This is a genomic window from Trichormus variabilis 0441 (assembly GCF_009856605.1).
Classification (GTDB): domain Bacteria; phylum Cyanobacteriota; class Cyanobacteriia; order Cyanobacteriales; family Nostocaceae; genus Trichormus; species Trichormus variabilis.
Genome location: NZ_CP047244.1, coordinates 158322 through 178787, shown reverse-complemented (window position 1 = coordinate 178787; position 20466 = coordinate 158322). Strand labels below are relative to the sequence as shown.

Sequence of the window (20466 nt, the reverse complement as noted above, 5' to 3'; positions counted from 1 at the left end):
GTAATTAACAAATAAATATGCTTAAACCTAAGTCTAAATCTCAACCAGCTCGGCTCCTCAGTTATGGGCAATCTACGTCCACACCTATTGCAATGGCGATCGCCGTAACAGCAGGAGGAACTATCTTATCTACCCTATTGCAAATAATAAATATTGGCATGAGTGCTAGCACAAATCATCATGTCAAAGGCATGACGATAGTTCAACTCCAAGATGGGTCTATTTCACCTGGTAAATTTGCTGCTCCCAACGAACGCGAAGCCGAAACTATCAAACGCTTTATCTCAGATAGCATGATTAAAATGTTCGGATGGAACGGAATAATCGAAGCAACAGAGAATGGCGAAAATGTTACTAAACCTGATAGGGGAATAGATATTCAAACAACAAAAAATAGTAGAAAAAAAATTCCCACTAGAGCCTGGGAAGCTGCATTTGCACTATCTGAAAATCAAGATTTCCGGGCAAACTTTCTCAAGAAATTAGCAGAAATCGTTCCAAGTGGTGTATTTAACGGTGAAGTTCAAGTTTCACTCGTCACCCGCCATATCTCTGAACCCAGAAAAATCAAGGATGGACAGTGGGAAGTTGATTATATCGCTACGCTCGTCAGCTTTAATAGGAACGAAAACCAAGGCAAAGGAATTGCATTTAACAAAACAATTACTGTCGAAGCTGTCGATACTCCCAAGTTACCAAATAAGCCAACTGAACTCGATAAGAAAATTTATTTAATACGAGAACCAGGTTTAGAAATTACTCAAATCGTTGATTATAACCTCGGTAAGAAATAAAAATCATTAATCAAGCATAGAACTATGTTACAGCTAGAGAATGAGGCTTCCAATAAACATATATCTTCAGTAAATAGTCTTTTACCAATCGATAGGGCAGAAGAAGATGAAGTTGAAAATTTGCAATTTGAGGTGGTTGAAGAAGATGAAACTGAAGTAGAAGACGCCGCGTTAATCCAAACTAAACACGACTTTGTTACATCTCCCTGGTCAAGATTAGGAATTATTGGTGGTGCATTTGGTGCTGGGTTTCTAGTTATATTTGTTGTCCTCAACGGCATGATGAATGGGGGTGGTAAAAATGCCAAAAAACCAGAATTAACTACTACTCCAACTCCCACGGTTGCCGCATCTGAGAAAAAAGAAGGCGATGTTTATGCCAAGCTTGCTCTCGCCAAGCAACAGGAAGAACTTGATGCCCTAAATGGTAAAGCTAACACAGAAGACAAAGAGGAGAAAAAAGAAGCTACTGAAGAAGAACAAGCCAAAAACCAAGAGAGAACCCGTTCTATTCGACAACGAAGGGTAGTTGCTCAAGAAACTCCCCCTACTTCCAGAAGACGTGTATACCGGGAAGAAACACCCGAACCTGTTAGACCAACACGTAGAGTAGTGGCTTCACAGCCAATACCACCTCTGCGTCCTAGCGCTCCTCTGCCAAAATTTGCCAAACAAACAGTTGCCAGCAACCAGAGTGTCGCCAAAGATCCAATAGCCGAACTCGAACGCCTGCGTAACCTGGGTTCGGTTGGTCGAGTTGAGTATATGCTAGCCAGCACTACTATCAGCGAACCTACAAACACAACAGTACCAGAAGTTACAGCTAAAACTGAAGAAACATTACGCCCAGCAGAACAAAATAGCGATCGCTCCCGTCGTCGCCGTAGCCGACGCAGCGAGAATACCGAAACAATTACCAATACCCCTAATCAAGTTGAAGAACTGCGCCCGCGTTGGCAACCTGTAACTACAAACAACGGTACTCCAGAGTATAGCAATACTGATGACAAAGATAACAATCAAGCCGTGCCAGTTATTTATAGCTTCTCAGTAAACGAGCCACAAATTAGCTTGGAACTTGACAAAGAAAAGACCGTAGAATCCAGTTTTGCTAGTAACAAAGAAAACAACTACACTCAGCAAATCGAACAAGTTGCAAATAACTACCTGCCAGAAGAAGCGCAGATACTCCAAGAAACACAACCGCAGTATTTAGTTGTCGGTTCGTTTGCAAGTGCAACCCTGGTAACTCCGCTCGTTATGCCTCAAACCAGTAATAACGCTCGTTCCCAAGAACAGACAAATACATTACGGTTTGTCGCCCGGTTGAACGAGCCGCTTTATAGCAATACTGGGGAAATAGCCATTCCCGCCGGAACGCAGGTAACTATCGCTATGATTTCGGTTGATAGCACATCAGGTGTGCGTGCCGAAGTCGCGGCTATTCTTAAAGACGGCACAGAATATCCTCTATCACCTGGAACAATATCAGTTTTGGGAGAGGCGGGTTCACCCCTAATCGCCAGACCTTACGACGACAAGGGATCTGAAATTGCCAAATATGATGCCACATTAGGGACAATAGCTGGTCTTGCCAAGGTAGGGGAAATTATTAACCAGCCGGATGAAGAAATCACAGAAGATTTGCCTTTAGGTGGGACAAGAACCCGCAGCCGCAATAACAATCGCAACCTGGGAGCTGCTTTCCTTGAAGGTGCTTTTGGCAAACTTGGCGAAACACTCAGCAAGCGGACAGAACGTGCTACTGACGAAATCAACCGCCGTCCCAATGTTTGGTATGTGCCTAAAGACACCAAAATCACAATCAAAGTCGATAGGTCAATCAAGCTGTGAAACTAAGAGATATAGCCGATTTTAGTTTAAGGATGCCTTGGGCGATTGCCTCTGGCACTGCGCTCCGCGCAATCGCCTTTGGTGGGTGCCTTACCATCGCCACCATGTTTGCACCAAACCAACTTGTACTGGCAAGTACTATCCGTCAAGTTGCAGCGTCCCAGGTGTCAGGGGAAAATGCCCAATTGCAGACAGTTAAGGTGTGGCCTGGACATGGGGTATCAATATCGTTCTACAACACCAAAGAAATTATCAAGAAAATCTGGCTGGATGACCCATCTAGGTTTGTTTTTGATGTAGATGGATGTCTTGAGGGCTTGGGTAAGTGTTCTAGTAACAGTACGGGTGCAGGACTAATTCACATTCGCCGCATCGAGACAGTCAAAATCCCCGGTTTACCACCAGCTCCTTCCGGGGCGCACATGACGGTGATTACCGAATCTGGCTCAACAAAGAAAAGCTATCACTTCCGGATTGTAGCGGGCAGTGGCACACCAGAGTACAGCCAAATTGAAATTATTGGCGACACTCCCAGCAAACCTGAAGAAGTAAAACCAAAGGTCAGTTACACCGCATTATCTGATAGCAGACATATCGCCAAAGGAATGCAAGTTGCTCTAAAAAACCAGTGGGTTACGACAGACAGCAAGCTTTGGAAGCGTCTGAACCAACTTGTTGAGTTGCGATCGCAAGGAGAGGAACTTGTCGTTGCCGCCAGCACCGCCGGAGTATCAATGCAATTGGTTGAAAAACTCATGCTACTGGGTGGAAAGCGCTTGTTAGAAATACCACCACAGCGCAATAACCCTCTGACAACAAAAAACCCAGGTAAAACAATTTTTAAATAACAGTGATGTATAACGAAAATCTCACCTCTAACAACCAAATTTTAGATACTACAGCAGAAGTAACTGCGATTGTACCAGTGAGAGCTGCAAGTCAGGAAACCACTCACAACAAAACCAATCGAGGGCTTGAGTATCGGATAGAAAAGTTTAATAAATTACGCTACCTAATGGTTGCAGGACTTATTGCTGGGCTTGCCCTACATGGGTTAATCCGATATGGAAGTAGCTATAATATCGGCAGTCTCTTATTCGGCGATAAAGCGGTAGCTCAAACAGTTTCATCGAAGTATTCAAATTTGAACACTTCGATAAATAAGACAAAACAAACCAAACAGCCACAGCCGGTTGCAACAAAATACGTCAATGGCGCACCTACTCCCGATTGGAGCAGTATCACGTTTAGAAATATGAAATTTGGCGGTGCTGGCAGCGTTGAATTCCCCAATATCAAAAACCCTGGTATGAAGGAGACACGCACCTGGAGTGCTGGACAAAGCCTTGCTGAAGTCATGGAACTGGGTGATTTTGAGGCAACTGAGTTCAATATTGAAGATTTCACGCTTAAAGATATCGCTGACATCACGGGCATTCAACTCAAAAATCTCAAACTGTCAGATTTTGAAACACTCGATTGGCAAACACTCGAAGACCTCGCCGAAGCAATTCCTAATTTAGAAGATTCAGAAATCGCAGCCATCCCACCAATTCAAGAACTAGTGACCAAAGTTACAGGCAGCACCGCAAGCTACCAAACTGTTGGTGAGGTGCTGGACAATTATCCCCAACTGGGAGAAGTGGAACTTGGTGAGTATATCAAACTTGATAAATATAAACTCACCAGTATCCCTGGTATTGAGGATGCACAGCTAAAAGACTTTACTAACTGGCAAAACACAACAATTGGTAAGGTTCCGGGATTAGCTGATGTGCCGTTTGATCGGTTCCCCAGTGTTCCCATCCCCGATGTTAGCTTTATCGGCAAAGTAGACTTACCCCTCGGTTCGCTTGAAAGTGGACGCTGGAAGTCAATAAGTGGTAGCTATCAAGCTGGGTTTAATGTCCCGTGCGAGAAAACCTGTGGTCACATTGAAGTTTCGGGTAGCGATATTGTGACTGGCGCACAATGGATGTCCGGCAAAGACCAAAAAGTTAAAGGCGGATTTGGCATCTTGGGCAGTCTCAACGGTGGAAAAGAACCCACAGGTCGCCACCCCTTTGGAAAATCATTTAAACAAGTCATCTGGGATATTAACGAGGCGGACGGAAGTATCACCACCGCGATGTTCTTCCGTATCTGCAAGCGGGGGTGGGTTGACTTAGGCTGCTCGCCCTACTTCATTGGCCCTGTTCCCTTCTTCACCTACCGCGAGATAGACCCAATTATCCTTGGTACGCCCCTCACCGTACCTAAAAATTAACAAGTAAAAAGGCAATCATAGAAGAATTTATCCTCTTTAACGTTTGACTTGGAGAGGACACACCAGATAACTAATGAAGAAATATGCAACTTCACTTCACCGCATATTTCTTCAATTTCCTCATGCAATTAACACAGATTAATATGAATAATCATCTGTTTGCAACTGCTAAAACTAAGACAGTTAGAGAAGTAAAAGCAAACAATAAAAATAGCAATACTGACTTTAGTAAATATACAGATAAGCTCATGTCACCTCAAGGTTTGGCACTTGCTGGGGGAATTGGCTTATTGTTGCTTCTACAGCTTTTTAGTAATGGTAAAAAAGGCAAGCTTGCTACTAGCTATTGGGGTGGAGCAAAGGAAACCGCTCAAGCTAAGAAAAAAGCTCTCAAGCAAATCGTCGCTCCTAAATGTGATAGTGCCAGTTTATATATTGGAGTACATAGATACAAGGGTCAAAAATCACCCCAGGGGAGTGGGGGAGTTCCAGTTTATGTACCCGATGTCCAACGCGGAACTGCTGTAATTGGCGCACCTGGTAGTGGTAAATCATTCTCGGCTATCAACCCGATGATTTACTCAGCAATTGACCAAGATTTTGGTATCGTATTATACGATTTTAAGTATGCTAGTCAAGCCAAAATCGCCAGTTATGCCAAATCCAAGGGGTATGACGTACATATCTTTGCACCGGGATTTCCCGAATCAGAGGTATGTAACCCAATCGATTTCTTGCGTGACAGTAGCGATGCTGAAACCGCACGGCAGTTAGCTACGGTAATTAACAAAAACTTCCGCCTGTTAGGTAATGCGTCTGAGGATGCCTTCTTTGGCCCCGCCGGCGACCAGTTGACCCAGGCTATTTTAATGCTAACCAAAGAGTTTGACGATCGCGCTGATATTATGACGGCAGCGGCAATACTTTCTAGCGAGAAGATGGTCGAACGCTTGATGGCAGCCGAACTAAACCCCTGGATTAGGATAGCTTTTGGTCAATTATTTAGCTCGGCTGGCTCAGAGAAAACTGTAGCGGGTATCGCTGGTAGTGCTTCATTGATGTTCACCCGGTTCATGGCAAGGGGTACATTGGGATGCTTTGTCGGTAAAACAACCTTGCCCTTGGAGGTAAAACGCAAACAGATGATTATCTTCGGGTTAGACCGCGAACGCCGCGATGCTGTCAGCCCTCTGATGACCAGTATTCTTCACATGGTAGTTTCCCGTAGTATTGCCAAAAAACGTAAGGAAGACGGCCCATTAGTGGTGTGTCTTGACGAGTTGCCAAGTATCTTCCTTCCAGATTTATTTAGATGGCTTAATGAATCTCGTTCCGAAGGATTCTGCGGTATCCTGGGTTGGCAAAATATGGGTCAGCTTGAAAAGATTTATGGTAAAGAAATCTCTAAAGCTATCCTTGGTGCGTGCGGTACAAAATTTGTTTTTAATCCTGGTGAAGAAGAATCAGCACGATTATTTTCTGCATATTTAGGTGAAGAGGAAATTAAATATAAACAAAAATCCCGCTCAACGGGAGGGGGTAAAGCCAGCACATCTATCAGCGAACAAGAACGGACTCGCAAGCTATTCGAGCCAGCCCAATTCCTTAAATTACCACCTGGTAAATGTCTATTTATCAACCCAGCTTATAGCAATAAAAATGAGGGTTCAGTACCACTATTAAAAAATATCAGAATCCCCAAATATATCATTGGATTAGAACAAGAAAATGACGCTAACTGGGATAAACTCATCAAAGAGCTTGCTAGGAAAAGTACCCAGAAAAAACCCACACAGGAAGATTTAGATTTACGAGTCAAGGAAGTAGATCGGAAGTTCCCTATCCCACAAGCACCCGTACAAGCGGGCAATGCACCTTTACCTGTTGATGCGTACAAGAGCTTTTTCTAAAAACTTTAAATTTAATGACCAACTGGTTTTTATAAAGTACAGTCAGACTGTTTGAATTTATAGATTATTGTTACCACATTTAATATATGTTTGACTCCAGACACACTCAAATTAATGAATCATATTTAGGTACAGCCGATACTGCAATTCAAACAAGTCGAGAATTAAGTAAAAGCCTAATCAATGCACTTACTAAGATAACTAAAGTAATTCTCGAAAAACTCAAAGAAGCTCAAGAAGCAAGTAAAATTGCAGTTGAAGTTGGCAAAGATATTTACAATCTTGTACCTGATGAATCTACCCCTGGTGCATATAAATGGGAAAAGGTAGATTTAAGCAGCCAAAGTATAAAAAGCAATCAAGAAACTAATATTGTGTTAATGCCCGATTTATTAGTAGAAGGTCAATACACAATAGAAACTGAACCTTTTACTGACTATCAAGCACAAACAATTGCTGCAAGATTAGTAGAAGATGTACCTAATTTCAATAGTGATTATCAGCAAACAAGTGATAATACTCTGAAAATTACAGCTTATCTAGAGTCAGATGGTTCAGAAAAACAAATCGTTATCTACGAACAAAATAGCGAAGGTAAATGTACAACTAATCTGGTCACTGAAATACTTACTCCAGATGAAATAATAGATGTGGCCAGTGAACCACTAGTTAAGCTACTACCTCCCTCTGCTGACACTATTAACAATTATAAAGATACAAAAGAGTTATTATTTGATAATGGAAACACAGATATAACAGAAGTAACTCCATCATTAGATAATTTATCAGTAATACTGAACGAAGATAATCAACCATTAAATTCTGAAATTGTAACCACACCAATTAATTTGTCTTATGAAGAAGAGGAAGCTGCGGTAGGTTTTATAGATGATATCGATATTAGTAATCCACCCGACTTTGACTCCCCACCAGATGTTGATTATTATCAGTCTCCTGTAGTCAAAGACTATCCTGAAGCAGTAGAGCAGACACTCAGCGAACAATCTGAAACTAACATTCAAGCAGTCAAATCAAATACTTCACAGCAGTTACTACAAAATGAAACCAGCGAAAACAGTTCGTCTATAAATCAAGAAATCAACTTATCTGTTGAAATAGAGGTAGATAACAGTTTTGAAGATGATGTGGTCAATAATCTTCAAGAAAAAATCGCACAGTCCGAAGCAACTATTCAAATTCGACGGATAGTTAATAGTAACCAGCAATCTCAAAATCAAGCTGAAGAGGAGGTAAATAAAAATGTAACTTCCAATCAGTTTTTTGCACAAGAGCCAGAGGAACAAGCGGCTAATAATCGAAAAAAATATGCACCTGAATTTACCTATCAAGAAGTAGCTAATTCTCAAGATGTAGAACCAGCAGCGCAGCAGTGGGCGCGTCAGGTTGAAGTACCTATTTATCAAATTAATAATAAACAAGCGCGGGAAGAACGTTATAACGGGGAAAATAAAGACATTGCTGAAACTGCGATCGCAATGTTAAAAAAATACGGCACTCTTGAACAAGATGGTTCACGTATTTACCGTAGCGATACATTTGTGATTCGCCAACAGGGAGACACTGTTAGCATTCATCGCCGCAGTGATGAATTATTTGGGTGGGAGAACTCTTTGATGGATTTTAAACTCAACAAAAAAGAGGAACCGAAAATCACGAAAAAGCCTACAGAGATGTTACCTGTTGAACGTCAGGAGTTTCTCATGGTGGCAGAATACTTAGGCGACAATGGCAAGCTACCTGACCTCAACAATGCCGATATCCGTGATGTAGCAAACAGCTTGGGAAGTCTTGCACCTGCCGGCACAATTAAAACGCTGGAAGTATTTAAACAAAATGAGATGTTGCACACCCTGAATAATGTCCTCATCCAGGCTGATAAGGAAGAACTTACAGTAGGTGAATTTACCATCAAGCGATCGCGCAACCCCGAAAAAAATCGAGCCAGCTTGCAATTATTTAAAACTACCGAAGAAAAAGGTACTCAGGAACTTGTCCGGTTTGACCTAACTAAAACCGAAGCTGGCATTACCAAAGAAGTCAGCAAGATGAATATCTCTGAGTACGATATCAACCAAATTAAGTTTATTGCCCAAAACGCCAGCAAACTCAACCTGGAACAAATTTTTGGTAACGAACAATCTACTCCCACAGCCGCATCTGCACCCAAAAAACGAGTAATACAAGCAGTTGGCGATCTGCCTGTCACAGTTCACCCTTACATCGCCGAGGAATGGGCAAATATGGTCAAGCATGGTGGCCCTGACTGGGGAGGGGCAATGAATCAAGGCAATGAAGAAATTCTACAACGGATAAATGAGAACAACAGCAAGTTACCAATTGCCGATCAGCGAGAGATGTACTTCAAGATTATGACCTACAAGGCAACTGAGGCACAAAAGCAAGGAGAAACAGTAGTCGATTTTGTTCCGCTTAAAGATATTATGAATGACTTACAAGTATGGCGAGGAGAAGAAATTCGGCAGCAATATACCCCTACTGAACACATACCCTCTCCTCAAAAGCAAACTGTCGCTGCTGCACCTAAAACCAAGTCAAGAGAAGTTGAACTATAAATTACCCATTACCAAGTTTGCAAAGTTGCATTAACAATATAAAAACTTGGGTTTAGAAGTTACGCTTTACATCAGTTGCAAATTTCAAATTCAACAAGCTTTTCATTTATTTTAATGATTAGTTTATTGTGTTAAATAACACAATTTAACGAAAAATTACTACGTAAAGCTCACGCAGATACTCAATGTAGTATTTCAAGCGAAAAATTAAAAAGTGAGCTTAACATCTGAATTAAAAAATAGAAATTCACCTATCAGGGGATGGTTTGACTCTAGACTAAACCAAACAGTTATTAAAATGATTACTAGCCATAACCAACTATTAGAAAATCAAGAAATTATCAGTCCAGTTGATGGTGTAGATTTTCCATTGGTAGGAAATGCGATCGCCAAAGCACTTGCTAAATATTTAGGAAGCATCTATGAAGATAAAACATGGTTTACTAATTGTCTTGCTCAGGTTGGAGCCAAAGCCCTCAAAATAGAATATGCTTTTGATTACTGCGTTACCAATTCAACTTCCCTTGAAGAAGAATCTCTAAAGTGTATGCTGCTGGGCGCATTAGAAAATTATGCACGTAGCCGTAACATACATGAAATTATTCAACCTTTTCTACAAGGAGAAAAAACCCTTAAACTTGAACCAGAATATTTCAAAAAATGGCTTCCTAGTATTCAAGATACATCTCAAATTATCGGTATTTTACCCCGTACTTGGCAAACTGTAGCTAATCAAGTGAGTGGAAATATCACCTGCAATGCTTCATACCCTTTAAGTGAATATCTTGGAGGTGCTGATTGCCAAATAATCGCTGGAAATACTCTTATTGATGTACGAACAACTGCCAAGAAGCGTCCTTTCTCCCTAGAAAATTTTTACCAACAAATTAGTTATGTTCTGCTTGATAGCAATGACACCTATCGTATCAATCAACTAGTCTGGTTTTACAGCCGTCAACAGTCGGTATTCTTCTATCCCACTAACAAAATATTCCGCGACTTACAAGCAACAAGGGAAGAATTTAAGAAAATGATTCTTGATAATTATGAAAAAAATAGACTAGCAGAACAGAATAAGGGTTTATATCTTCCCCAGGAAGGATATAAATATGATTCAAGATTTTCAACTTAACCCTAGCTTCAATATTTACTTTGATGGTATGGAGTATCACGCCAAGAGCCACTTTGATGATGCTTTTGAAACTGAAGCAGAAGAAATTGCAGCAAGTGATATTAGCACTCTTGCTACTAAAGTCTCTAATCGTTGGCGGCAGTATCTTCTAAGTATTTCCAATAAATACAGAAAGTAATTGAGCAATTAGCCCTCTCCAAGCAGAGGGTTAACTTAACGAATAAAATTCAAAATTTGCTCGTTTAAATACTATGAAACTAGGTTTTTATCCAGTACTAGGTAAGAGTGATTTTCTCAAAATCAAGGGTGAAAAAATCCCGATTTGGCACTTGCTTGAATATCAGCCTGCGGGCTGGCTATACTCACTCGCTACAAAAGCAGAAATTGTTCCAGATAGTCTGATTATTCATGACTGTGGATCGTTTAACTACCGTGACCAAGATATTCCTACTCTCAACGGTAAATATGTTGATGCCCACTGGTCTATTCATAGATATCGAGAACGTTCAAAAGTCGGTGATATTATTGTTTGTCCTGACCATTTACTTGTAGGAGAAAATATTAGAGAACGGCACGAATATAACCTTCAACAAGCAAAAACATTTATCCAACTTGCTAAAAGTTATGTTCCTAATAGAATCCCCCTAGCAGTCATCCACGGGCAGTCTCTCAGTGAACGCCTTGAAGTAGCAAAATATCTTCTGGGACTAGGATACCGCCATCTTGGCATCGGTGGCCTTGTTCCTCAGGCGAGGGAGTATTCAACTAACTTGCACATTATCAAAACAATCACTGAAGTTGTGCGTTCACGAAGTGACTCGGAACGAGTATCGCCGTTCGCGAAGCGTGTCCGACAGGACAAGGCGGGCGTTTCGCCATCGCGCAGCGACTCCGCAGGAGTATCGCACGAGCCAAATGTTCATCTACACGTTTTTGGACTATGTTCGCCCCAGTATGCCAAAGCTTTTACTCAGATGGGATTATCCTTTGATGGTTCAACTTTTATCCGAGAAGGACTAGGCGGTGGGATGTTCGTCAGCAATGAGGAAAAATTAATTCGGATGCCAGCCTACTGCACGCCAAAGTGCAACTGTAATGTTTGCAGGGTTCTTAACCGACATAGGATTGACCCTCGGTTAACAAACAAAGGACGGACGCATACTATGGGAAGAATCGCCCACAACCTCAATCTGGCGATCGGCACTTACAGAAAATTCATTCCCAAGGAAAAAATCTACCTGGTTGCTGGATGTGGCAAGCAGCTTCCCTACTCTGCTGCCGCCAAAGACTTATATTGTTCGCAGCACTTTCAAGCTTGCCGTCGCTACGTAGAAGAAAAAGAATCAAGATGGTATATCCTGTCACCTTTACATCAAGTTCTTAACCCAGAAACAATCATCAAGCCCTACGATAAATCCCCCTATTCCTTATCTCATCAAGAACGTATACTATGGGCGGAACAAGTAGCAGAAAACCTTATACAAGTTGCGTCTTTGGAAATAGAGTTTGTATTCTTGACGGGCAAGCTTTACAGACAGGAGGTAACACCCATTTTACAAGCGAAGGGATACGAGACAAAAGTACCCATGCAGCACCTAGCCATTGGACAACAACTTGCTTGGATAAAGAAGGAACTGGAGCAAGAAAAACAGCTTGTTTTAAATATTTAACCCAGCAGTAATAACACCAAAATGATTTATGGAGACTACAAAGCGCGTAATTAATATAAGTGGAAAATTCGGTAGTTGGACTGTATTAGAAAAACAAGGAAAGCAAGTATTATGTAAGTGTGATTGTGGAACTCAAAAACTTGTCTACAGTCACACTCTCACCAATGGTCGCTCTACTAACTGCGGTTGTAAGAAAAGAAAAGAATCTATCCCAGTTGGTGCAAATTTTGGGAGACTAAAAGTTATATCTGATGTAGAAGTTAAGGGGAAAAGGGGTGAACTACTCCTCCTTACCTTATGCAGATGCGGAACCCAAAAATATGTTAGTAAAAATAGCTTAAAAAGAGGGCTTACACAAAGTTGCGGCTGTTTGCAACGGGACAGCCTCAAGACCGATAAAACTATCCACGGTCACTGCAAAAGCCACGAGTATAACTCCTGGTTACACATCAAGCGTATCTGCTATAACAAGAACCACCATCAGTACAAATATCATGGCGGGTGCGGAATTGAAGTTGATGCATCCTGGCGTGATAACTTTACCCAATTTCTAAAAGATATGGGATTAGCACCCGAAGGAACAGTGATATCTCGTATTGATCAAGAGAGTGACTTTGCCCCTGGTAATTGTCTGTGGATACCCAGAAAAGAACATTATCGTCAAATACATGTATTAAGAAGAAAAGAATTATTTATTTCTCAAACTTTACCCAAACCAGTCGTTACCAATAGTGAGATTAATGTTTCACCAAACATTGTTCGAGCAATCATCAAAGATCATGCAAATGGTGAAGCCAACATGAATAAACTTGCTACACAATATAAAATTAGCACTCAAGATGCGATAAATATTATCCTTCACCACGTTTAAATCATATATTGATTAGGCTGTTGTGCATTAATAATACACAACAGATTAGGAAATAAAAACGCAATACCAATTCAACGAATTCAGAAAGCTAGTTATATTTTATGTAGAGCATATCTTTAATCTTTAAATCTTAGAAAAATCCATAAGTAACTAAAAAAGAAAAATTTGTTACTCGTAATGTTTTAAAGTATAAAGATTAGCTCGTACAATGGAACCCATTTAACTAACGATAAAGAAATCTCCAGCAGCTTTATAGGTAAGACTGTTAGCATCGCTGAGGCTGATTTGAAAATCATTGGTGGCATTGAAACTGCCATTACCATCAAGATCGATTTGCAATAAGCTGTTGGCGAAACGAAGATTATTGCCTGTACCGAAAGTGATGCTGCTAGTGACAGTATTGGTAAGGGTCTTGTCAGCAGTAAGCGAGGCAAGTGTCTGTCCACCAATTTTGAGCAGGGCTTCCACGTTGCTCGTAAAATCGATCCGATCTCCTTTGGGATTAAGCAGGGTATCCAGCCCGCCAGCCATCAGATCATTGCTTTTAAGAGCAGTTGCATCCCAAGAAAAGGTGTCTGTACCGGCACCGCCATCCATAGTATCGTTGCCAGCACCGCCTATGAGATAATCATTTCCATCGTCCCCATAAAGTGCATCATTGCCAGCTTCGCCGCGCAGTATATCGTTACCAATGCCTCCCTGAATCGTATCGTTGCCATTGCCAGCGTTTATAATATCATCTCCTGCAAAGCCTCTCAACACATCATTGTTAGCACTACCTACAATGTAATCCTTGTTGTTAGTGCCGTGTGTCAACGTACTGCTGAACGCATCGAACCGCGCCATCCGACCCTCGGCAAAGCCTGTTTTAATATAATGATCCAAACCGGATTTATAAGTTCCGGCGATAATTCCGGCGTTGACATCAGCATTCGCGCTACGGTAGTAATTTTCATTGAACTGGCTGGCAAGCGTGCGGCCTTCGCTATAACCGTGGTTTATGAAATGATAGAGTGCAGAAGGCATTGTGCCTGCTTTAATCGCAGCGTCAACATCGGGGTTAAGCAAGCGATAATAGGTTTCATTGAAATCAAAATTGGTCTGGCGACCTTGGGCAAAGCCAGTTGAAATATAGTGCGCTAGGCCGGAACGCACACTACCCGCTTTGATTGCCGCATCGACATCTTTATACAGCAAGCGGTAATAAGCTTCATTGAAATCAAAGCTGATAGGGCGGCCTTCGTTTTTGCCCCAGATGACATAGTGATAGAAACCAGAGCTAAATTTGTTGGCATTGATAGCGGCAACCACATCAGGGTTACGAAGGCGGTAGAAATCTTCAAAGTCCCGCAGTTCCTGCCAAGTACGCACACCATCATCAAAGCTGAAGGCTTCTACATTGCTTACACGGTCTGTATCATTACGGTTATTTACTGTATCTTTGACGTAAGTATAACTGCCGTTGAAATTCACTACATTAGTGAAGATGCTGCCTTGATACACTGCGGTATCATACCCGTCGCCACCGTCCAGAATATCATCGCCACGGCCACCAATCAATACATCATTACCAAGACTGCTCGTGAGAGTATCAAAGCCATCACCACCTTCTAGGCGATCGTTGCCTATGCCGCTTACTAAAACATCATTACCGCCGAGTCCAGAGAAAACCACACTAGTTGCACCGTAATACGTAATCGTATTTGCACCATCGTTAGCAATAAGGAATTCAATACTATTGGCATCCCCCAAGGCGAAGCTAAAAGCTGTAGTGCCTGTGTCAAAAATAACTGTATCAAAACCAGTGCCGCCGCGCAGTGCTGCAAGGTTGTCAGTAGTATCCACGTTCAACACATCATCGCCTGCACCACCGTTTAGAACGTCATTTCCCTCGCCGCCTGTGATAATATCATCGCCATCACCACCTGTCAGAGTGTCATTTCCAGCACCGCCATTGAGGATGATATCGTTCGCATAGCCCGTGAAGACAGTGACAGTATCGTTGTTATCACCAGCAGTAAGAGAGGCAACCTCACGGGGGTCAATTGTAACTGTTGCGGCAAGGGAAGAATTATTCGGTATCCATATATCGCGATCATCCTTGTAATTAAGGCGGGCAAAGTTAGCAGACACGATTTCAAGGCGTGATTGCTGTGTGGTGGTATAGGCGAAATCAACTCCGTACAGTTCGCCGATGTGTTTATAAATGTTGCCAGTATAGCGAATAAAATACCCTGTTGAGACAAGCTCGGCTCCATTCACAAAATAATCTATAGGTGCAGTATCCAGCGCAATCATGTCGATACCAGCGACACTTAATTGCTGTAATTCCCCTAAATCGGTTTGACCGTTGTAATTGCTGTCAATCCATAGCCGCAGTTTCGAGAAAATCGCGCCGTCGGCTGTACTTAGTACGCCATCACGATTGGTATCAAACTGTCCAATATAGGCTGTGCCTGGGATGCCAGTTTGAAAAGATATTAACTCATTAAGACCATCAATTGTTCCACTGTTATCACGGTCTATAGTCAGGAAGGCATCATTGCCACCAAGCCAGCCGGTTGTTTGCAGAAAGCCATCGCCATCCATGTCATATTGTGCTGGCGATACATCATTGTTGATAATGTTGAGTCCGTCGCCATCCAAATCCAGCACGGCAAGGTGCAGACGATTAATTTGTACATTGGTGGAGAGAGTCGGCTGCACACCAAACGCTAATGCTCCTTTCCCTAAAAACGGTTGGAACTTCACTGTGCCATCACTGCCTAGCGCCAGCAACCCCTCCAGTCCATTGTCAAACCGTAGTTTTTCAATGCGGTTATTAGGATCAAGCCAGTTTTTCAGGCGAATCGGCACATAGGAAGTATTTTTGAGGCTCACCAACAAATCTTGACCATCCAGCGTTAGCACCAAATTATCTGGCAAAGCAGTTTCAACTTGCAATGTGTCTGTACCACCGGGAATCACGACACCGTTATAAAGAGGAGAATCATCAATCACATCGGCTTGTGTACCTGGTTTGAGAATGTAGACATCATCACCACCGCCCCCCTGCATTAGATCGGGACCAGGGCCACCATAGAGAATATCATCGGCATTGCTGCCAGAAATCAAGCCTCCTTTGATTTGAACGCTAGAGGAAATAGGAGGTGTAACGTTACCTGGCAATGTCCCGTTCAGAGCAATCACCAATGGAAAGGACACTTTACCATCGCTGCCTAATACCAGAGGAAATTCCAGTCTATTTTCAAAGCGTATTTTCTCAATGCGGTTATTGGGGTCAAGCCAGTTCTTAAGACGAATGGGTGCATAAGAAGTGTTCTTGAGGCTTACCAGTAAATCTTGTCCTTCCAGTGTCAACAATATATCATCTGACTTGGCAGTTTTAATTAGGAGTGTGTCTGTACCACCAGGAACGACAACACCATTATTAGCAGGAGAATCATCGATCACAACGGTTTGTGTACTTGGCTGAAGGATATACAGGTCATCACCAGTACCACCTTGTATTAAATCGGGGCCAATACCACCATAGAGAACTTCAGCAGCACTACTCCCAGTAATCCAGTTTCCCAGACTGGGAGGACCTACTTTGTTTTCCCGGCGAATGTATACATTACCGTTGGATTGCGTTTCGAGATAATACTGCGCGTTATATTCAAAATGCAATTGCTCTATGCGATTATTGATATTGGTGTACCATCCCACTATCCGCAGCACATCAGGAAAGGCGAAAGGCTGTCCCGTCGTCCAGCCAATGTTGTTAATACCCAGCATCAAGTCGTTACCATCGCGGTAGACAACTATCTGTGAAGCGGTAATACCGCCGCCGAAGCGGATCACATCATACCCGGCGGTATCGGTAATCACTTTACTCTTGTCGCCCTGGCGAAACAGGTAAATATCGTTTCCTCCCGTGTCAGTAAAACGATCCAGTCCTGGTTTGCCGATATACACATCATCGCCGCTAGTGCCAGTGTAGTTGTTCGACTGACCGCCACCTACAACGATCTGGTTTACCGCCGCTTCTGGGCGTAGTAAAACAGTGTAACTGTCAGGCGCAATCACTGGCACATAGCGGCTGCCGTCGGCGAACTGGATAATTTTTACCTTGGACTGGTTATATCGCCAGTCTGCAACCCCCACATAGGGTGCCACTAGCACGTTGCTATCGGTAACACCGAACAGTGTCGTATCAGGCTGATAATTGTAGCCCATGTAAAGAATACTGTTCTGCCAGTCCCAGCGCGGGCCTGCCTCTTTATTAGCGTAAGTACCAGCAGCAACACCAGCGCGAATCGCGTTGCCGGAAATACGCGCCGGATCAAGCACCTGAGCAGCAATCTGGTTAAGACCGATGCTGTCGCCCCAGGTTTTGGTTTGCTCCCAGTTCACCACGGCTTCCGGGCGCAGGATGACATTGTAGCCATCACTAGAAATAACTGGTACATAGCGGCTGTTATCGGCAAACTGGATAATGCGGACTTGGGAAGGGTTGGTTTTCCAGTTGGGTATCCCGACATAGTTCGCCACCAGCGTACCACTGCTGGTAACGGCAAAAGGCGTAGTGTCCGGCTGGTAGTTATAGCCCATGTAGAGAATGTTGTTCTGCCAGTCCCAACGCGCACCTGCATCCTTACCCTGATACACTCCTGCGGCTATGCCTGTCCTGATAGCATCGCTAGAAGTTTTTGCTTGTTCCTGCTCCAGCATCTGCATAGTTTTGATATACAGCACCGGATTATTAGCATAGGTAGTGTATTCCTGCGCTTTTAAGAGTTGTGCTGTGGCATCGCTTAAATGCAGTTGTACAGTCATTTTTTCATTGTGCGGATAAATCGGGAAGGTGCTTACTACCTTCTGCAAATAAGGGTTTGCGCCCAGGAATGTTGACAAGTGCAATTGTTCTAACACGCCCGCTTCGAGGGCATCCTGTCCACTCAAGAAGCCGTGGCGACCACGGAAATCATGATGAGCGACGTTTGCGCCCCAAGAGGTTTCGTCCTGATATATTTGTTGTTCAAAATAGTTGCCGTAGTAAAAATTGGGTGCTGCTTTCAATTCGCCGCCTATCATGCTGGAAAGGCCATTCAGCAGATCCCGCGCCGTATCACCTAACTGCTTGGCTGCTGTAGGATTACCGCCATCAAGCTCATAGGATTTGGTGCTGGTGAAATAACCCAGTTTTGGGTCATATATCACCCTGTAGGTCGCTCTTGGGTAATCTTTGTCTCCGAAGAGATTATTCAGCCAGCCACCAGCAATTTCGCCAATAACTGTACTAATAACAGCACTAATAGCATATCCTACTGGTCCTGCTATGGCCGTACTGCCAATGCCTAATGCTTGTCCTATATACACTGCATAACTAACAGATGCGGTTGTTGCCGTTGCGCTTGCAGCAAAGCTTCCAATTAATCCACCAATAGAACTGCCAATCGCAGCCCCTTCATTTTGTAGGTTTTCGCTGAGGATGTTCCATCTCCCCACAGAGTTTTTGAAGATTTGGCTGCCAGTATAAGCACCAAACATCGATGCACCGACGTTAGCAACGTTGAGCGTAAAATCGTCGAAGGTGTAATCTTTGATGACAAGATTGCCATTTACACGTTCTAATGTACCATCAGGTAAAACATTAGGATGCGCCCCAAACCATTTGGCAAAGACATCACCACCAATACCCGGATAGATTTTTAACGAATCGATAACCCCTGCATTCCATGCGTAATTGACAAGGCCTGTTGATAAGGCTCCGACACCAATTTGAGCAATAGGGTTATTAGTGTCGAGTAATTTGTTCAACGATTTTGCCAGTTGTGATCCACCTATGGACAGTGCTGTGGTAGTCAGCGCCCCAGGAACTCGTTTTAAAAGCGCCACATTGTCCAATACATCTTGTTTGCCGTTGGTAATGGTGGGATAAAAATAATAGCTAGCTTTGTCGCCGATAAACCCACCCAAAGTTTTGCCAAGAGCATTATAAATTAACTGTTCAGAGAGGTCTTTTCCTGCCAATAGAGAAGCAACCTGCCCACCTAAAGCATCACCTATTATCCCAGCAGCAGTGACAGGTTGATAAGTACTTAGAGATTCATTATGAACTCGATAATCTCCTGCCACATAGGTGTGTAATTCTTCAACAGTAAAGTTATAGACTGTATGCTTACCTGCTACTGGTTTAATACCAGGATGAGGAATGAGTTTACCTGTTACTCCGACTAAAAAGCCGTTAGTATCAATTTCACCTAAAGCTTTAAAACTGCCATCAGGCTGTAAGAAATGATGTCCTAAAGTGACTTTGATATTACCTAACTGGACGACTTCTCGATCTGGTGTGATAAATGTTTGTGTTACTTTGCGAGGTTGAAGTTCTCCCAACCCATCAAATGCCATTACTTCATCACCAATTTCAACTTGTTCGATGGGTTTGTATGTGCCATCTGACATTAAGATTGTTACACCCGCAGGAAAACAATGTTGTGTTACTAATGTAGGGAAAGTTGTTTGCGGTACTGTTAATTTATACAATAACTCTTCTAATACTATATTTGACTGCATCAAGCCATTTGATGCTTCTTCTCCTCTCCATTCATGTGTTTTTTTACCACCGTAGTGTCCTATTCTCCAATTTTCTTCAGAAGTATCATCCCAGTTGTTAGTACCGTAGCTCTTTACAATATTATCTAGGTAAGTATTATTATCCTCTACCTTATCAAGTAGAAATATCGTACATTGTTGATCAGCAGAAAGAGACGTGAAATCAACATCTTTCCCTTTCAATTGATTGAGCCAATTTGGTACTGATATTCCATTTTTATTGTACCAGTTGGTTGCACGATTGATAGCAGTATTAGCTCCTCCTGATCCTCCCCCCGAAGCCATCTCATATTGAAAATAACCCCTACCAGGACCTCCATTATCTTGTAATGCATTTATACCTTTTGTTTCTTGGTAAGCTACTTCGTCCATAAAGCGATTAAGTGCCGCTTTCGCAATAGTCTGATTATCATTCCATCTTTTTGAGACTACTAATTCAAGAGCTTCATTGTAATAAGACTTGTAGTAGTATTGTGGCAAAGAAAAGTCATAATTTCCAAAAATATATTCCATTATTCTCTCCTGAATATTTTAACAGTGTCACAAAAAATGTACATATTTAAAATTACATATCTAATGTAAATTCACCGAGATATCAATAAATAAGCAAAAGTTTATAGAGGTGAATATTGGAGTTTGTATGACATTAGTAGTTCGCATTTTCCTGCCAAATTATTAAAATAGCGATCGCACTAGGCTTAATTTATATACGCCGCAGAGTTACCTTGTGCTGCAAACGGTGAAAAAATTTTTCTTGGGGCTTGCAGCACAACCAATA

Annotated in this window: 11 protein-coding genes; 10 read left to right on the top strand and 1 reads right to left on the bottom strand. The window is 42.4% G+C overall.

The window, feature by feature from the left end:
• Window positions 1–17: 17 nt before the first annotated feature.
• From GSQ19_RS28965 to GSQ19_RS28920, 10 genes are all read left to right on the top strand, one after another.
• Entirely contained in the window at window positions 18–794 is a 777-nt protein-coding gene (locus GSQ19_RS28965; RefSeq protein WP_011316861.1) for a hypothetical protein, read from the top strand.
• A 24-nt stretch (window positions 795–818) separates the two neighbouring features.
• Window positions 819–2648 (top strand): TrbI/VirB10 family protein, encoded by a 1830-nt coding sequence (locus GSQ19_RS28960; RefSeq protein ID WP_011316860.1) that lies wholly within the window; start codon window positions 819–821, stop codon window positions 2646–2648.
• Entirely contained in the window at window positions 2645–3496 is an 852-nt protein-coding gene (locus GSQ19_RS28955; RefSeq protein WP_011316859.1) for a hypothetical protein, read from the top strand. Before GSQ19_RS28960 ends, GSQ19_RS28955 begins: the two co-directional genes overlap by 4 nt.
• Before the next feature lie 5 nt (window positions 3497–3501).
• Complete coding sequence (locus GSQ19_RS28950) at window positions 3502–4914, top strand: hypothetical protein (protein ID WP_011316858.1); 1413 nt, start codon at window positions 3502–3504, stop codon at window positions 4912–4914.
• A 143-nt stretch (window positions 4915–5057) separates the two neighbouring features.
• Window positions 5058–6824 carry a type IV secretory system conjugative DNA transfer family protein gene (locus GSQ19_RS28945; RefSeq protein ID WP_041457403.1) on the top strand — a complete coding sequence of 589 codons (1767 nt, stop codon included), beginning with the start codon at window positions 5058–5060 and terminating at the stop codon, window positions 6822–6824.
• A gap of 86 nt (window positions 6825–6910) precedes the next feature.
• Window positions 6911–9418, top strand: a complete 2508-nt coding sequence (locus GSQ19_RS28940; protein WP_011316856.1) for a type 2 periplasmic-binding domain-containing protein — start codon at window positions 6911–6913, stop codon at window positions 9416–9418.
• A 298-nt stretch (window positions 9419–9716) separates the two neighbouring features.
• Window positions 9717–10550, top strand: a complete 834-nt coding sequence (locus tag GSQ19_RS28935; RefSeq protein ID WP_011316855.1) for a hypothetical protein — start codon at window positions 9717–9719, stop codon at window positions 10548–10550.
• Window positions 10528–10728, top strand: coding sequence for a hypothetical protein (locus GSQ19_RS28930; protein ID WP_041457387.1), 201 nt, complete (start codon window positions 10528–10530; stop codon window positions 10726–10728). The genes GSQ19_RS28935 and GSQ19_RS28930 overlap by 23 nt, the downstream gene beginning before the upstream one ends.
• A 73-nt stretch (window positions 10729–10801) precedes the next feature.
• Complete coding sequence (locus tag GSQ19_RS28925; RefSeq protein ID WP_011316853.1) at window positions 10802–12220, top strand: DUF6884 domain-containing protein; 1419 nt, start codon at window positions 10802–10804, stop codon at window positions 12218–12220.
• Window positions 12221–12248: 28 nt separating this feature from the next.
• Window positions 12249–13091: a hypothetical protein gene (locus GSQ19_RS28920; RefSeq protein WP_011316852.1), complete on the top strand. Its 843-nt coding sequence runs from the start codon at window positions 12249–12251 to the stop codon at window positions 13089–13091.
• A gap of 219 nt (window positions 13092–13310) precedes the next feature.
• On the opposite strand, the gene GSQ19_RS30385 is transcribed toward GSQ19_RS28920, so the two are convergent.
• Entirely contained in the window at window positions 13311–20201 is a 6891-nt protein-coding gene (locus tag GSQ19_RS30385; RefSeq protein WP_011316851.1) for a hemolysin-type calcium-binding region, read from the bottom strand.
• Window positions 20202–20466: the final 265 nt, after the last annotated feature.

Excerpts from the sequence above, each read along its gene's own strand:
- GSQ19_RS28965 (WP_011316861.1), top strand. The coding sequence starts at position 18 with ATGCTTAAACCTAAGTCTAAATCTCAACCAGCTCGGCTCCTCAGTTAT.
- GSQ19_RS28960 (WP_011316860.1), top strand. The coding sequence starts at position 819 with ATGTTACAGCTAGAGAATGAGGCTTCCAATAAACATATATCTTCAGTA.
- GSQ19_RS28950 (WP_011316858.1), top strand. The coding sequence starts at position 3,502 with ATGTATAACGAAAATCTCACCTCTAACAACCAAATTTTAGATACTACA.
- GSQ19_RS28945 (WP_041457403.1), top strand. The coding sequence starts at position 5,058 with ATGAATAATCATCTGTTTGCAACTGCTAAAACTAAGACAGTTAGAGAA.
- GSQ19_RS28940 (WP_011316856.1), top strand. The coding sequence starts at position 6,911 with ATGTTTGACTCCAGACACACTCAAATTAATGAATCATATTTAGGTACA.
- GSQ19_RS28935 (WP_011316855.1), top strand. The coding sequence starts at position 9,717 with ATGATTACTAGCCATAACCAACTATTAGAAAATCAAGAAATTATCAGT.
- GSQ19_RS28930 (WP_041457387.1), top strand. The coding sequence starts at position 10,528 with ATGATTCAAGATTTTCAACTTAACCCTAGCTTCAATATTTACTTTGAT.
- GSQ19_RS28925 (WP_011316853.1), top strand. The coding sequence starts at position 10,802 with ATGAAACTAGGTTTTTATCCAGTACTAGGTAAGAGTGATTTTCTCAAA.
- GSQ19_RS28920 (WP_011316852.1), top strand. The coding sequence starts at position 12,249 with ATGGAGACTACAAAGCGCGTAATTAATATAAGTGGAAAATTCGGTAGT.
- GSQ19_RS30385 (WP_011316851.1), bottom strand. The coding sequence starts at position 20,201 with ATGGAATATATTTTTGGAAATTATGACTTTTCTTTGCCACAATACTAC.